A 15,049-nucleotide genomic window follows, 5' to 3' on the forward strand; every position below is an offset into this window, starting at 1 on the left:
AAATGCGCTGCCGAGGCCCTTTTTCACAACATCACAGCTTGGCGGTGAGCTCCGGCAGCAGGCTGAACAGGTCCCCCACCAGCCCGTAGTCCGCCACCTGGAAGATGGGCGCCTCGGGATCCTTGTTGATGGCGACGATCACCTTGGACTCCTTCATGCCCGCCAGGTGCTGGATGGCCCCCGAGATGCCGACCGCGATGTAGAGCTCGGGCGCGACTATCTTGCCGGTCTGGCCCACCTGCAGATCGTTGGCGACAAAACCCGCATCCACCGCCGCCCGGGAGGCACCGACCGCGGCCCCCAGCTTGTCGGCCAGGGCCTCGATGAGGGCGAACTGCTCCCTGGAGCCGAGCGCCCTGCCCCCCGAGACCACCACCCGGGCCGCGCCGAGTTCCGGCCGAGCAGATCGCACCGCCCGCCGCTCGATGAGGCGGGTACGACACCTGAGTTCCGGTACCGGCAGCCGCTCGACGGGGGCCTCGCTCCCCCCGCCACTCACTCCGGTGAAGGCGCTGGCGCGGATGCTGAGCACCTTGATGGCCGCCGAGCTCCCTACCCTGGCGATGGCATTGCCCGCGTAGATGGGGCGCAGGAAGGTATCGGGTCCCTCGATACCGGTCACCTCGGAGATCATCTCCACCCCGAGCCTGGCCGCCAGCCGCGGCAGCAGGTCCTTGCCGTGGCTGCTCGCCGCCATCAGGCAGTGTTGATAGTCTCGCGCCACCTGGACCAGCAGCCGATCGACCCCGTCGTTCAAACCTTCGGCCAGCAGGAGGTGCTCGGCCAGCAACACCCGATCGACCCCCTCCAGGCTGGCGGCCTGCTCTCCCGCCTCGGTCAGTCCCTGCCCCAACAGCAGCAGATGCACCTCGCCACCGAGTTGGGTGGCGGCCGTGACCAGCCGGGGTACGCTGTCGGCCAGTTGACCCTGATGATGTTCGGCAATGATCAGTACGCTCATGGCTGCACCTTCGCTTCCGTTCTCGATTTGTCCATTGCGCCGGCTACTGCGACGAGCCCGCGCCCGATCTGCGTCGTGCTGATGCCAACGGGATTCATGACAGCACCCTGGCTTCGTGCCTGAGCTTGTCCAGCAGCTCGTCCACCGAGCCGACCCTGACCCCGGCGCTGCGCACCGGGGGGGCCATCACCCCGAGCAGCCGGAGCTCGCTGGTGGCATCGAGACCGAGCGCCGCCAACGGCTGGCTCTCCAGCGGCTTGCGCTTGGCCTTCATTATGTTGGGGAGCGAGGCGAAGCGCGGCTCGTTGAGGCGCAAGTCCACGGTCACCACGGCGGGCAGCGCCATGCCGAGGGTCTCGAGGCCGCCGTCTATCTCGCGAGTCACCTGCAATTCCCCCTCCACCAGCCTGATGGCGGAGGCGAAGGTGGCGAGCGGCCAGTCGGTCAGCGCCGCCAGCATCTGGCCGACCTGATTGTTGTCAGAATCGATGGACTGCTTGCCGAGCAGCACCAGATCGGGCTGCTCCTGCTCGCACAATTTTTGCAGCGCCTGCGCGACCTTGAGCGGGCTCAGTTGCCCATCGGTCACGTAGTGAAGCGCCCGATCCGCCCCCAGCGCCAGGGCGTGGCGCAGTTGCTCGGAGGCGGCCTCGGGCCCGAAGGTGACCACCACCAGCTCGGTCGCCACACCGGCTTCCCGCAGCCGCACCCCCTCCTCCACCGCGATTTCGCAAAACGGGTTGATGCCCATCTTCACATTGGCGAGCTCCACATCGGAGCCATCGGGCTTGACCCGGATCTTGACGTTGAAATCGACGACCCGTTTGACAGCGACCAGCAGCTTCATGGCGGTCATTCCTCATACCGGTTGAGTGAATCCATTTTGCACTCCCGCACTTTTTATGCTGACAAAATGCTTTACGTTTACGTAAACTACCAGCACTACCCTAGGCCAAGTCGAGCGCAGAGGCAAGATGGAACGCGAAGCAATGGAATTTGATGTCGTCATCGTCGGCGGCGGCCCGGCTGGCCTCAGTGCCGCCATCGCCCTGAAGCAGCACAGCCCCGGTATCACGGTTTGTGTGCTGGAGAAAGGGGCGGAAATCGGCGCCCATCTGCTCTCCGGCGCCCTGCTCGATCCCATGGCCCTCAAGGAGCTACTGCCAGAGCGCTGGCAACAGGCCCCCCTCGGGACACCGGTCACGGACGATAGGGTGCATCTGCTGCAAAGTGAAACCCGTGCCCTGCAACTGCCCCATTGGGCGGTACCGCCACGCATGCACAACGACGGCTGCCACATCATCAGCCTCGGCAACCTCTGTCGCTGGCTCGGCAAGCAGGCCGAGTCACTCGGGGTCGAGATCTATCCCGGCTTCGCCGCGAGCGAACTCATTCTGGAGGCGGGGAGGATAAGGGGGGTGATCACCGGCGATCTCGGGCTGGATCGGGAAGGCAATCCCAAGGCGGATCATGTGCCCGGCATGGCGCTGTACGGCCGCTACACCCTGTTTGCCGAGGGCGCCCGCGGCCACCTCGGCAAACAGCTGATCAACGAGTTCAATCTGGAGAGCGAGGCCCAGCCGCAACACTACGCCATCGGCTTCAAGGAGCTGTGGCAGGTCCCCGCCGTGCAGTCCAAACCGGGTCTGGTGCTGCACGGCAGTGGCTGGCCCCTTGGCGAGGCGAAGGGCAACAAGAGTCAGGGTGGCTTCTATCTCTACCATCTGCCAGACAATCAGGTGGCGGTCGGCCTCATCGTCGATCTCAACTACCAGAATCCCTGGCTCAGCCCGTTCGATGAGTTCCAGCGCCTCAAGCATCACCCGCTGATCGCAGCGGCGCTGCAGGGGGGCGAACGCATCAGCTACGGCGCCCGCGCCATCACCAAGGGGGGCTGGCACTCGCTGCCGCGCATGCACTTCCCCGGTGGCCTGCTGATCGGCTGCGACGCCGGCACCCTGGATTTTTCCCGCATCAAGGGCATCCACACCGCCATGAAGTCCGGCATGCTGGCGGCACAGACCGTCGCCATGAGCCTGCGTGGGGGGGACGAGGGAGGACGGGATCTGGCCGAGTTCAACGATGCATTGCAACAGAGCTGGCTGGCACAGGAGCTGGGCGCCGCCCGCAACTTCGGCGCCGCGCTGCACCGTTTCGGCCCCTGGCTCGGCGGTGCCTTCAACTGGCTGGAGCAGCGGCTGTTCGCCGCCCGCACTCCCTTTACCCTGCTCGACAAGGAAGCGGACTATCGCCAGTTGCGCCTGGCCAGCCGCTGCCAGCCCATCGTCTACCCCAAACCCGACGGCCGGCTCAGCTTCGACAAGCTCTCCTCCGTCTATCTCGCCAACACCAGCCACGACGAGGATCAGCCCTGCCACCTCAAGTTGCAGGATGCGAGCATCCCGGTGGCAGTCAACCTGCCCAGCTGGGCCGAGCCCGCCCAGCGCTACTGCCCGGCCGGCGTCTTTGAGATAATAGAGGCCGAGGAGAGTCAACCTCGCTTGCAGATCAACGCGGCTAACTGCATCCACTGCAAGACCTGCGACATCAAGGATCCCAGCCAGAACATCGTCTGGACCCCGCCTCAGGGGGGCTCGGGGCCGAACTACCCCAATATGTGAGATGCGAGAAGACCCGTGACATCGAGGATGCTCAGGCCGAAACATTGCTCGGCCCCCGTCCTGGAATGGCTCGTCACCCGGCCACCTCGCCACATGACCCCTGCTCTGTTATCCCTCGCTCGGCAGGGGAATGGAGTGAAGCAGATATCCCTACTTTCGCGACCAGATCCGCTGATCCGACCTCGCTGTTTTTTTGAGCGAACAGGCCGAAAGCCTGATGAATAGCCCCTGACAAGCGGGGCCCGCCCCTGTATAGTTCGCCGCATTCAGGTTGTCCATCGGCCTCGCTACGCTATTTCATGGGATCGCTTTCTGTGCGATCTAGGGCCGCATGAACCTGTGCAACCATCCCTGATTACCCACGACTTCTTAAGGGGGGACAGATGATCACCGCCTACATTCTCAATAACAAGGTGCTGGACATAGTCACGCTCGGGCCGGACGACATAGTCCCCGACAACACCGTCTGGCTGGATGCCTACAAGCCGGACACGGCGGAGCGAGAATGGTTGACGGGCCTGTTCCTGGAAGAAGTGCCGGACAAGGAAGAGCTGGACGACATCGAGGCTTCCGCCCGTTTCTACTGGGACACCGACGGCCTGCACATCCACTCCCTGTTCCCCCAGCGGATCGGCCGCGACACCAAGGGTGTCCACGTCTCCTTCACCCTGCGCAACAACCTGCTGATCAGCATCCGCGAGGATGATATCGGCTTGGTGCGCCTGCTGCGCCACTACATGCGCCAGGACAGGCTGGAGGTAGAGAATGCCCTCGACATCCTGCTGGAAGTACAGAATCTCAAGGTGGAATATCTCTCAGATCTCATCGAAGACGGTTACAAAACCCTGGAAAATACCGCAGACCAGATTTTTGAACCAGACCAGATCAATTCCATGCTCAAAGAGCTGATGGCCCAGGAAGAAGCCAACGGCCAGATCCGCCTCTCCCTGCACGATACCCGTCGCGCCCTGCGTTTCCTCAAACGCAGCCTGCGCCAGCGCATGACCGGCGAGCAGAACAAGTGGATCGACGAGATGCTGCACGACGTGGAGTCCCTGCTGCCCCACACCCAGTTCCTGTTCGACAAGATCAACTTCCAGCTGGAGGCCTCCATGGGGGTGACCAATCTGGAGCAGAACAAGGTGATCAAGATCTTCTCGGTGGCCGCGGTGATCTTCCTGCCACCGACCCTGATCGCCAGCATCTACGGCATGAACTTCGGCCGCATGCCGGAGCTCGCCTGGGAGTATGGCTATCAAATGTCGCTGGTGCTGATGGTGATGTCGTCGCTCGGCACCGGCCTGTTCTTCAAGCGTAAGGGCTGGCTGTAACGGCACGCGACTGTGCCAACCGCGACAGAAAATGGATTGGGGGCAGGGCCCCCGATTAATTCGGGTCCGCCTCCTCCCTTGTAAAGGGCCCATCACCGCCCCATATCCTTCCTCATCATTCGCTCACCCCCCGATCTCATGACCCTCTATCCCGAACACCGCTATGACGATCACGGCCAGTTGCGTCCGCCGCTCTGGTTCTGGCCCATCGCCCTGCTGCTGACCCGCTCGGTCTGGCTGTTTCTGATGGCGGGGGTCACTCGCGAGAGCGGCAGCGAGATCCTGGCGCTGTTTTATCCGGACAGGATGAGCCTCTATCTCGGCCTGCTGAGCGATCTGCCCGCCATGCTGGCACTGCTCGCCTTCGGCGGCACCCATCAGCAGACCCGCAGCCCCCGTGCCTGGCTCAGGCGTCACAGCCGCGGCCTGCTGCTCTGCTCGACCCTGGGTGGGCTGGTGCTGCAACTGCACAGCCTGAATTTGCAGAAGTGGTCGTTCAGCTGGCCGACGGCACTGGTCCTCATTGGCAGCCTGTGGGCGCTCTGGTATCTGCTCAAGAGCCGCCAACTGCGTGAGTACGCCGTCGACCAACCCCATGGTTAGACTTGATCAGAGCCAAGGCGGCGGCCCTGATCAGTCAGGCGCCGTTGCCCGCCCTGCCGAGCGCGCAACGGATCCGCTCGTTCACTGCTTATTGGCGGCTGACCCGGACCTGCAGGGTCTGGCGCTCGCTGCCACTGGCCACCCCGAGCCGTGACGGGTTCGAGAGCTCGCTCTCCCGGCTGCTCTGACTGGTGGACAACTCCCCCACCGTCAACCACTGGCCGGGGGCGCCACTCACCTCGGTGGCGCTCTGTCCGGTCTTGATGTCACCCCGCTCCAGCCTCGCCTGCTCGCTGCTGAGTACTATCCGCACTTGCTCTCCCACCAGAGTCGCGGTGGCGTAGAGACCGCTGATCAGCGGCACCATGCCCACCACTCGCCCCCCTTGCCAGCGATAGAAGGTAACCGGCTGGTAGGAGCCCATCTGCAGCAACACCGGCCGCCCCGACAAGCCACGCACCTGCCAGTTGTCTTGCTGGGTGTGCTGATAGTCCTGCACCCCGCCCTCCGCTAACCACTGCCGCCTGGCGTTGTCGTTGCCCACCCCGACCCCCAGCTGGCTGTTGCTCGAGACTCCCCCTACCCGCCACTCGATCAGCAGGCTCTGGGGTGGCTGGTTGAGCTGATTGAGGGTCGCCTCCGCCTCCTGCAACTGGGCCGCGCTGCCGCTCAGCACCAGCTGATTGCCCATGGCGCTCACCCCGATCGCCGGGTAGATCTCTTTGAGGGTCTGCACCATGGCCGGCGCCTCAAACACCGGGATCACCTTGACCTCGGCGTGTAGCGGCAGGGTCCAAAGCCCGCAGCAGCACAGCCAGATCCATCGCCAACGTCTCATCATCCTCTCCCCCTCTTGCCCATCATGCGCCTCTTGCCCTGTGTCTCATCGCCACCATTGTAATGATAGCGGGGCCGGAAGCCCTTCATTTTATTGTGTATTTACAAACCATTAGCCCATCCATCCGGGTCGAAACAGCGTGTCGTTCACCCCTGGACATAAAGACTCATTGAGAGACATCTCAATACAAATAAAAATGGTTATCATTTGTTGTCACAACCAAACCCCTCGGATACAATTCGGACTCATTTTTTCGAGTCAGCCTCTGATGAAGCCAGATCCTGTCGTCTCCAGCACCCCTGCCGCCATCCATCTGGCCCTGCTGATCAACATGCTCTCCATGGGCAGCATGATGATGGTGATGCCCCTTGGGCCGGATCTCGTCGTCAGCCTCGGCATGCAGCCGGAGCAGACCGGCTATTTCAGTGGCGGCGCCACTCTGGGGGCCGCCCTGATGGGGATACTGGCCGCGCCCTGGCTCGATCGCTTCAACCGCAAACCCGCCCTGCTGATATTGCTGACCCTGCGTTTCCTGCTGCTGATGGCCTGCGCCCTGGTGCAGGACAGCCAACAGCTGTTGCTGCTGTTCATCCTGTCGGGCTGCGTGGCGGGCCCGCTCTCCGCCATCCTGATGGCAGCGGTGCTGGATCTGGTGCCACCGGCCGAGCGCGGCCGTCGCCTCGCCTACGTGGGCATGGCGTTTTCCCTTGCCGCCATCCTGATCGTGCCCGTCGCCCTGACCCTAGCCCAGTGGCGCGGCTGGCAGAGCCCCTTCCTGCTGTTTGGCGCCTGCGGCCTGCTGCTGGCGCTGCTCTGCAGCCGTCTGCTGCCTTCATTGCCGGTCACTCGCTCCGCCCACGGCAGCGGCCTGCGCCAGTTGCTGAGCTCCCCCCTGTGTCAGGGGGCCCTCTGCATCCTCAGCCTGCAGATGTTCGGCCACTTCCTGCTGATCCCGCACTTTGCCAACTACTTCCAGTTCAACCAGGGCTTCCCGCGCGAGCAGATCGCCGCCCTCTACCTGTGCGGTGGCCTCGCCAGCATGGCGACCATGCGGCTGTGCGGCGGCTGGATAGACAAGGGCCGAGCCCAGGGTGCCATCCTGCTCACCAGCCTGTTGCTGGCGCTGGTGACCCTGCTCGGCTTCGCCCTGCCCATCGGCATGCCCATCTACCTGCTGTTTACCCTCTTCATGGCCCTGAGCTCGGCTCGCGCCAGCACCACCCTCGCGGTCACGGCGGCCATTCCGGCCCCCCATCAGCGCGCCGCCTTCATGTCATTCCAGGGCACGGTCACCAATGTGGCGGCCGGGCTCGGCAGCCTGCTGTCGGCCAGATACCTCATCTCGGACGAAACCGGTGCCTTGCACGGCTTCGCCACTCTCGCCTGGATCAATATCGCCTGCGGGCTGCTGGCCTGCGCGGGTGTCTGGTTCCTCATCCGGGGACTGGAGCGGATACAAAACAACAATAATCCTGCCTCTGGCACTGCCAGACAAGGAAGTCGGTGAGCACAAGGGCCAACAGAGCCCGATCCATAACCTCAATTTTTTTCATGGAGTTTTGACAATGCAGTTGCAGCACGGCGTATTTAAATTGAACCCCATCCTGCTCTCCCTCGGTCTGCTGGCCCTGCCGGGACTGGCCCAGGCCGAGTCGGCCAAGGCCAACGAGACCATCGTCGTCACCGCCACCCAGACCAAGCACACCGAGCTCTCGGCCCCGGCCAGCGTCTCGGTCGTGAGCCGCGCCGATCTGGACAAGATGAACGTCAACAACATCGGTGATGCACTCAAGCACGTGCCGGGCGTCAACATCATCGCCACCAACCCCACCGGCCGCAACGAGATCAAGATCCGTGGCATGGGCGGCGACTACACCCTGCTGCTGATCAACGGCAAGCGGGTCAATGCCCGCGAGACCCTGGGCAGCGCCTACGGCAACGACTTCGATCTCAGCTCCATCCCCATGGCGGCCATCGATCGTATCGAAGTGATCCGTGGCCCCGTCTCCTCCCTGTACGGTGCCGATGCCCTGGGTGGGGTGGTCAACGTGATCCTGCGCCAGGCCACCGAGACGACCGAAGCCTCCGTTGGCTACACCCACAACATCCCGACCACCGGTGACGGCGGCGATGCCAACCAGGGCAGCGCCTATGTGTCCGGTGCCCTCATCGACAACAAGCTGCTCGGCAACATCGTGGTCGAAGGCTATCAGCGTGACCGCTGGAAGAGCGATCAGTCCAATAACCCGGACGCCGATGCGCTGGAAAAACGCGAAGTGGTCAACGTGCTCACCGGCCTGAAGTGGCTGGTCGCCGACAATCAGGACATCGACTTCGATCTGGGTTACAACCAGAACGACATGGACAGCTACTTCAACAACGTGCCGCGCGCCCCGACAGCACCGGCTACCCCGCACAACGTGCAGAACCTCGACCGTCTGAGCCTGGGCCTGAGCCACAACGGCCGCTGGCAGCACTTCGACAGCCGGGTACGCTACTACTTCGAGCAGATCGACCTGATGGACGACTCCCAGCTCAACGGCGGCACCGCCGATGTCACCCAGACCAACAACACCGTCGACGGTCAGGTCAGCGGCTACCTCGGAGAGCACCTGCTGACCTCGGGCGCCGAACTGCGCAAGACCGAACTGGAGCACAGCCGCAATATCGCCAGCGGCAGCGTGGATGCGTCCCAGAGCGCCGTCTATCTGCAGGATGAGTTCGGTTTCGGCGATCTGGCCCTGACCCTCTCCGGTCGTCTGGATCACCACGAGACCTATGGCAACGAGTTCAGCCCCCGTGCCTACGCCCTCTACACCCTGACCGACGAGTGGGTGATCAAGGGTGGCGCCGGCAAGGCGTTCAAGGCACCGACGCTGGCCCAATCCAGTGAAGGTTTCTCCACCACCGCCTGTCGCGGCGCCTGCCAGGTGATCGGCAACCCGGATCTGAAACCGGAAACCGCGGTCAGCTATGAGCTCGGCACCGCCTACGAGAGCACCCGCTTCGGCGCCGGCGTCACCGGTTTCCACAACGACATCGAGGATCTGATCCAGAGCGATCAGTGGGGCCCAGGCTACCGTCCGACCGTGATGACCTACCTCAACGTCAAGAAGGCCCGCATCAAGGGGCTGGAGCTGACCGGCTGGGTCGACGTGCTGGACAACGTCCAGCTGACCGGTAACTGGACCCTGCTGGACTCCGAAGACAAGAGCACCGGCGATGATCTGGCCAAGACCCCGGATCACACCGGCAACCTCGGTCTGGACTGGCAGGCAAGCGACCTCGTCAGCGCCAACCTGGCCTGGCAATATGTCGGCAGCCAGATCATCAAGGTCCCGGCCCGCAACTCACAGGCGTTCAAGTCCGAGCACTACCAGACCCTGGACGTCAACACCAACTGGACCGTCACACCGGCCCTGGACTTCAAGCTCGGCATCACCAATCTGACCAACACCAAGCGTGACGAGGTTGCCACCGACGCCGACTTCATCCTGGAAGGTCGTACCGTCTACGCCGGGGTCGATTACAAGCTGTAATCACTCCTCTGTGGGAGCTCCGGCAACGGGGCTCCCTTTTTGCGTTTCTAGCGCCTCGATGTGAAGGAGTCCTTGAGTGCTCAGATACCAAGCACGGCTGTTCTGGCTCGGAGTGCTGCTCCTGTTCCTGCTGATTTCGCTGTCACTGGCCACCGGGGCCGGTGTCTATGGTGGCCGCGAGGTCGCCGGTTTCCTGCTGGGCGATCCCGTCCTCGTCGCCGATGAAAAACTCGCCATGATAGTCAATACCCTGCGCCTGCCCCGCACCCTGGCGGCCCTGGTGGTGGGTATCTGTCTCGCGCTGGCGGCCTCCCTGTTGCAAAGCGCCACCCGCAATCCCCTGGCCGAACCCGGCCTGCTCGGGGTCAACGCCGGTGCCGTCTTCGCACTGGTGATCGGTCTCACCTATTTCGGGGTGGAGTCGTCCTACGGCTATCTGCTCTGGTCCGGCATGGGGGCCCTGCTCGGCAACCTCATCGTGCTCGGCCTCGGTCTGATGGTGGGTCGCTCCAATCCCCTCAAACTCATCCTGGTGGGGGTCGCCCTCTCCGCCACCTTCGGCGGCCTCTCCAACTTCCTGCTGCTCTCCAACAAGGTGGTACTGGAGCAGTTCCGCTTCTGGAATCTGGGGTCACTGGCTGCCTCCAGCCTGGATGCCGTGCTGACCGTGGTGCCCTTCGCCCTCGCGGGCCTGCTGCTGACCCTGGCGCTGTGCCGCCAGCTCACCCTGATGCAGATGGGGGACCACCAGGCCCAGGCGCTCGGCATCAGGCCGACCCGGGTGCGCATCGGCGTGCTGCTGGCCGCCACCCTGTTCACCGCCTGCGCCATCGCCATCGCCGGCCCCATCGGCTTCGTCGGCTTCCTCGCCGCCTACTGCGCCCGCCTGGTGGAGCCGGTGCGCCTGTCCATTCAGGTGCGCTTCTCTGCCCTGTTCGGCGTCCTGTTCCTGCTCGGTGCCGACATACTGGCGCGCTGGTTGTTGCAGCCGTTCGAGCTGCCAAACGGCGTCATTTTGGCGCTGATCGGCGCCCCCGTGCTCATCCTGGTGGTGCGCAGCGGCGGCTTCCGCTCCCTGCTGGCCGTCAAATAAGGTGCCCTCCATGCATAACACCATCCACGACGCCCCTGCCCCGCACGCCCTCCCCGCCGGCACCTTCCGCCTGCGCCTTGGCAACCGCACCCTGCTGTTTGAGCGCCGCGCCTGGCTCATCACCCTCGCCCTGGCGCTGGCCCTGGTGCTGCTCTCCCTGCTGGCGCTGACCCTGGGGTCAGGCAAGCTCACCATGCTGGGGGTGGTGCAGACCCTGCTGGGTGAAGGAAACCGGCTCAGCGAGGTGACGGTGTTCAAGATCCGGCTGCCGCGCATCGTCGCCGTGCTGGTGGCGGGCGCCGCCATGGGCCTCTCAGGCTGCCTGGTGCAGACCCTGATCCGCAACCGCCTCGCCACCCCGGACATGATCGGGGTCAACGAGGGGGCATCCCTTGCCATCATCATCTTCTCTCTCTATCTGACGCTGGGCAGCTGGCCCTGGTGGGCCGCGCCGCTCGGTGCCCTGTTCGCCGCGGCCGTGCTCTACGCCCTGTGCAACAAGCCGGGGGAGCAGGGTTATCTGTTCGTGGTGATCGGCATCGGCGTCTCCGAGCTGATGAACGCCATCGGCCAGTTCGCCATGTCCACCCAGTCCCTGGTGCACCTCACCAGTCTCTATCTGTGGAACATGGGCAACTTCGTCGGCCAGGGCTATGGCACGGTGGCGCCGGTCGGGATCCTGATCCTGCTGATCTGCCCCTGGATTGTGTATCTCTCCCGCGCCCTCGGCGTGCTGCGCCTCGGCCCCGTCACCGCCCGCACCCTCGGAGTCAACGTGAACCGGGTGCAACTCGGGGTGCTGGCCCAGGCCATCGTCGTGGCGGCGCTTGGCACCGCCATCGGCGGCCCCGTGGTCTTCATCGCCATGGCGGCCCCCATCCTCGCCTCCTGGCTCTCCCGGGATCGCATAGTGCCGCTCTGGATAGCAGCCCTGTGCGGCGCCCTGCTGCTGCTGGCGAGCGACACCCTGGTGCGGGTGCTGGCCAGCCCCCACGAGGTCGCCACCGGCATCATGACCCGTATCCTCGGCGGCCTGTTGCTGCTGTTCATTCTTATCAAAGACAGGCAGAGAGCCGACTGATGATGCATTCCATCCTTTTCCAAGACCGACAAGGGGCCCTCCTATGACCCTCTGCGTGAATAACCTGCGTTTCGGCTATCAACACAAGCCCGTGTTCGACGACGTCTCCTTCACCCTGCCCAAGGGCAAGCTGGTGGGCATCGTCGGCCCCAACGGCGGCGGCAAGTCCACCCTGCTCAAGCTGCTGGCCGGGCAAGAGCAGCCCCAGAGCGGGGAGATCCTGCTCAAGGGCAAGCCGCTGGCGAGCCACGGCATCAAGGCGCTGGCCCGGGAGCTCGCCTACCTGCCCCAGCGGCCCCTGGTGCCTGCGGGCATCCTGGTGGAGCAGCTGGTGCAATATGGTCGCCATCCTCACCAGGGCTGGTTCAATCAGTGGAGCGAGGAGGACGCCCGCATGGTGCACTGGGCCCGGCAGCAGATGCAGCTGGACGCCATTTGGCACCAGAGCGCCAGCTCTCTCTCCGGCGGTCAGGCACAGCGGGTCTGGCTCGCCATGGTACTGGCCCAGGATGCGGACACCATCCTGCTGGACGAGCCCACCAGTGCGCTGGACATAGGTCATCAGACCGAGGTGATGGAGGCCATCCACCAGATCACCGCCGAGGGCAAGACGGTGCTCATCGTCATCCACGATCTCGCCACCGCCGCCCGCTACTGCGACGAGCTGATCGCCCTCGGTAACGGTGGCGTTCAGGCCATGGGGCCGGCCCGGGAGGTGGTGACCAAGGCGCTGATCGACCGCCTCTACCAGACCGACGTCGACATACTGCACGCCCCCGGCGACGGCGCCCCCGTCATAGTGCCGCGTAGGCGCAGCGAGGCGGCCGCCGCCGCGCAGCAGCAGCAGGCCTGAGTCTGACAACGAAAAAACCGCCTATCCGGCGGTTTTTTTATTGGCTGACGTCCTGGGGGATTCAAAGCGTCAGCAGGGTAAGCAGGCCCCCAGGCAGCCGCTGCCAGCGCAGGGTACAGTGCCAGCCCGCGGGCAACTCTGCCGTGAGCCGGGTCTTGAGACTCAAGTTGATGGACTGCACCCCCATGGCTGACCAGCGGGCATCGAGGAAATCGAAGTAGTGTCCCACCCGGGGGTAGAGCGCCTTGAACAGGCTCTCCTTGGCCGAGAACACCAGGGTCAACCCCTCTGCCACGCTCAACCCGGCGGCCGCCGCGCCCGTTGCCAGCCGCCCCCACTCATCCTCATCGACGATGCCGGGCCAGAGCTGCGCCGTTTGGCTTTCATCGAGCCAGGCCTCCAGATCCAGCCCCAACCCGGCTCGGCCCGGGCGCACAACGCAGAGCGCCATCCCCTGCCCCAGCAGCTGGCTATGGCTGATGCTGCCCTCCATCCCCAGGGGCCAGCAGGGCGCCCTATCCTGTCCGATGATCACCCTCTCGTCGCCCAACCCATAGGCACTCAGGGCCTGGCGCGCCGCCAGCCGACCCGCCAGAAACTCCCCCTGTCGCTTGGCCACCGCCTTGTGCAATGGGGTCGGCAAGGCCATCCCCTGCTCGACAAAGCACTCAGAGGTGAAGGCGGCGGGATCGAAACAGATCCGGTGGATGGGGGGCCTGTCGAGGTCAGCCATAAACAAGGTATCGGATTGGCGGATAAAACTCGGGGTGGTGGATGGGGAGGAAGGCGGCATGAATGGCTCCTGACAGGGTCCCTGATGATACCAAAGCCGGACCGGCTCATGCCACAAATACAAATGACAACGTTTCTCAATATCTCCTGTGGTAACATGTCACCGCCCATTTGGGGCCGAACAACGCGAGCGCACCCAGGCCGACAGACAGAGCAGGCACGGTGCCGCCGATATCACCCATAAGGATGTAACCATGAAGATCTCCTCCTCCCTGGCCGCCGCCCTGATGCTCGCAAGCCTGGCAGGCTTCCAGGCACAGGCCGGCACCCGCCAGGTCGTCGATGCCAACGGCCAGTCCCACATCGTCCCTGACGCCCCACAGCGCATCGTGGTACTGAGCGAGCTCGATCTGGACAGCGCCCTGACCCTGGGGGTGCAACCGGTCGGCACCGTCAACGGCCGTGGGCAGGCCACCCTGCCCCGCTACCTGCTGGAGAAGGCGGGCAAGGAGATCGCCGTGGTCGGCGATCTGGACAATCCGAACCTGGAGACGCTGATAGACCTCGAACCGGATCTGATCCTGACCGGTCAGACCAAGCCCGAGCTGCTGGCCCTGCTGCAGGAGATAGCCCCCACGGTCGTCACCGGCAACTGGGGCGAGCCCTGGAAACAGGTGTTCCAGCGCAGCGCGCTGGTGATGAACAAGGAGGCCGAGGGCAAGGCTTTCCTGACCCAGTATGAGGCCCGCCTGCAACAGGCCCGCAGCAAGCTGGCCAAGCATCAGGGCGAGCAGCTGAGCATAGTGCGCTGGAACCCCAAGGGGCCGAGCTACATGCACGGCAGCACCTTCGCCAGCAGCGTGGTGCAGGAGATGGGGCTGGCGCGCCCACCCCATCAGATCGGTGACAAGAGCCCCCACTCCCCGGCCCTGAGCCTCGAGTCCCTCAACCTGCTGGACGGCGACTGGCTGGTGATCGGCACCCTGAGCACCAGCGGCGATGCGGTGGATGCCATGAAGCAGGCCGAGCAGACCCCGGCCTTCCAGCAGCTCGGCGCCATCAAGGGCAAGCGCTTCGGCGCCGTGGACGGGTCGATCTGGACCTCCACAGGCGGCCCCCAGGCGGCCCTGCGAGTCATCGACGATGTCGAGCAGTTGATGAGCAAGCCAGACGCCGCCCCCGTCACCCGCTAAGCCCGACACTCAGACATAAAAAAGCCCGCATCATGCGGGCTTTTGTTTGGCTGGCAAACTGATGCTGCCGGCAAAGACAGGCCCCCTGGGAGATCCAGCTTGCCGCTCGCGGGATAGGCCCGCAAGCGAAACTTCACCAGTTAGTTTGAATTTCAAAGCACATATGCGCTATGAAACCAAGCTTTGGCAGTTTACCACACTACC

The 15,049-nt window shown here is 64.2% G+C and carries 13 protein-coding genes; 9 read left to right on the plus strand and 4 right to left on the minus strand.

Annotated features, from left to right (window positions below):
- Positions 1 to 31: 31 nt before the first annotated feature.
- The gene (locus ACZ9IL_RS08770; RefSeq protein WP_476003160.1) at positions 32 to 961 is read right to left on the minus strand and encodes an electron transfer flavoprotein subunit alpha/FixB family protein; all 930 of its coding nucleotides are present in this window, start codon (positions 959 to 961) and stop codon (positions 32 to 34) included.
- Between the two features lie 94 nt (positions 962 to 1,055).
- Positions 1,056 to 1,808 (minus strand): electron transfer flavoprotein subunit beta/FixA family protein, encoded by a 753-nt coding sequence (locus ACZ9IL_RS08775; RefSeq protein WP_476003161.1) that lies wholly within the window; start codon positions 1,806 to 1,808, stop codon positions 1,056 to 1,058.
- A 127-nt stretch (positions 1,809 to 1,935) separates the two neighbouring features.
- Between ACZ9IL_RS08775 and ACZ9IL_RS08780 the strand changes: the two genes are divergently transcribed.
- The 3 genes from ACZ9IL_RS08780 (at position 1,936) to ACZ9IL_RS08790 (ending at position 5,516) form a co-directional block, all read left to right on the plus strand.
- On the plus strand, positions 1,936 to 3,582 hold the full coding sequence (locus tag ACZ9IL_RS08780) for an electron transfer flavoprotein-ubiquinone oxidoreductase (RefSeq protein ID WP_476003162.1): 1,647 nt from the start codon (positions 1,936 to 1,938) through the stop codon (positions 3,580 to 3,582).
- Between the two features lie 383 nt (positions 3,583 to 3,965).
- The gene (corA, locus tag ACZ9IL_RS08785) at positions 3,966 to 4,913 is read left to right on the plus strand and encodes a magnesium/cobalt transporter CorA (RefSeq protein ID WP_005332981.1); all 948 of its coding nucleotides are present in this window, start codon (positions 3,966 to 3,968) and stop codon (positions 4,911 to 4,913) included.
- 138 nt (positions 4,914 to 5,051) lie between these two features.
- Complete coding sequence (locus tag ACZ9IL_RS08790; protein WP_476003163.1) at positions 5,052 to 5,516, plus strand: DUF2919 domain-containing protein; 465 nt, start codon at positions 5,052 to 5,054, stop codon at positions 5,514 to 5,516.
- A gap of 88 nt (positions 5,517 to 5,604) precedes the next feature.
- On the opposite strand, the gene ACZ9IL_RS08795 is transcribed toward ACZ9IL_RS08790, so the two are convergent.
- Positions 5,605 to 6,354 carry a hypothetical protein gene (locus ACZ9IL_RS08795; RefSeq protein ID WP_476003164.1) on the minus strand — a complete coding sequence of 250 codons (750 nt, stop codon included), beginning with the start codon at positions 6,352 to 6,354 and terminating at the stop codon, positions 5,605 to 5,607.
- Between the two features lie 268 nt (positions 6,355 to 6,622).
- On the opposite strand from ACZ9IL_RS08795, the gene ACZ9IL_RS08800 reads away from it, so the two are divergent.
- From ACZ9IL_RS08800 to ACZ9IL_RS08820, 5 genes are all read left to right on the plus strand, one after another.
- The gene (locus tag ACZ9IL_RS08800) at positions 6,623 to 7,861 is read left to right on the plus strand and encodes an MFS transporter (RefSeq protein WP_476003165.1); all 1,239 of its coding nucleotides are present in this window, start codon (positions 6,623 to 6,625) and stop codon (positions 7,859 to 7,861) included.
- Between the two features lie 58 nt (positions 7,862 to 7,919).
- On the plus strand, positions 7,920 to 9,893 hold the full coding sequence (locus ACZ9IL_RS08805; protein ID WP_476003166.1) for a siderophore amonabactin TonB-dependent receptor: 1,974 nt from the start codon (positions 7,920 to 7,922) through the stop codon (positions 9,891 to 9,893).
- A 76-nt stretch (positions 9,894 to 9,969) separates the two neighbouring features.
- Entirely contained in the window at positions 9,970 to 10,986 is a 1,017-nt protein-coding gene (locus ACZ9IL_RS08810) for an amonabactin ABC transporter permease subunit 2 (RefSeq protein ID WP_476003167.1), read from the plus strand.
- Between the two features lie 10 nt (positions 10,987 to 10,996).
- Positions 10,997 to 12,067: an amonabactin ABC transporter permease subunit 1 gene (locus ACZ9IL_RS08815; protein WP_476003168.1), complete on the plus strand. Its 1,071-nt coding sequence runs from the start codon at positions 10,997 to 10,999 to the stop codon at positions 12,065 to 12,067.
- Between the two features lie 43 nt (positions 12,068 to 12,110).
- Positions 12,111 to 12,920 carry an amonabactin ABC transporter ATP-binding protein gene (locus tag ACZ9IL_RS08820; RefSeq protein ID WP_476003169.1) on the plus strand — a complete coding sequence of 270 codons (810 nt, stop codon included), beginning with the start codon at positions 12,111 to 12,113 and terminating at the stop codon, positions 12,918 to 12,920.
- Between the two features lie 61 nt (positions 12,921 to 12,981).
- Here ACZ9IL_RS08820 and ACZ9IL_RS08825 read toward each other — a convergent pair whose 3' ends face one another.
- On the minus strand, positions 12,982 to 13,713 hold the full coding sequence (locus ACZ9IL_RS08825; protein WP_476003170.1) for a 4'-phosphopantetheinyl transferase family protein: 732 nt from the start codon (positions 13,711 to 13,713) through the stop codon (positions 12,982 to 12,984).
- A gap of 193 nt (positions 13,714 to 13,906) precedes the next feature.
- Here ACZ9IL_RS08825 and ACZ9IL_RS08830 point away from each other — a divergent pair, with 193 nt between their 5' ends.
- Positions 13,907 to 14,845 carry an ABC transporter substrate-binding protein gene (locus tag ACZ9IL_RS08830; RefSeq protein WP_476003171.1) on the plus strand — a complete coding sequence of 313 codons (939 nt, stop codon included), beginning with the start codon at positions 13,907 to 13,909 and terminating at the stop codon, positions 14,843 to 14,845.
- The last annotated feature ends 204 nt before the right edge of the window (positions 14,846 to 15,049 follow it).

The sequence above is a fragment of the Aeromonas sp. TECH754 genome, from assembly GCF_056279295.1.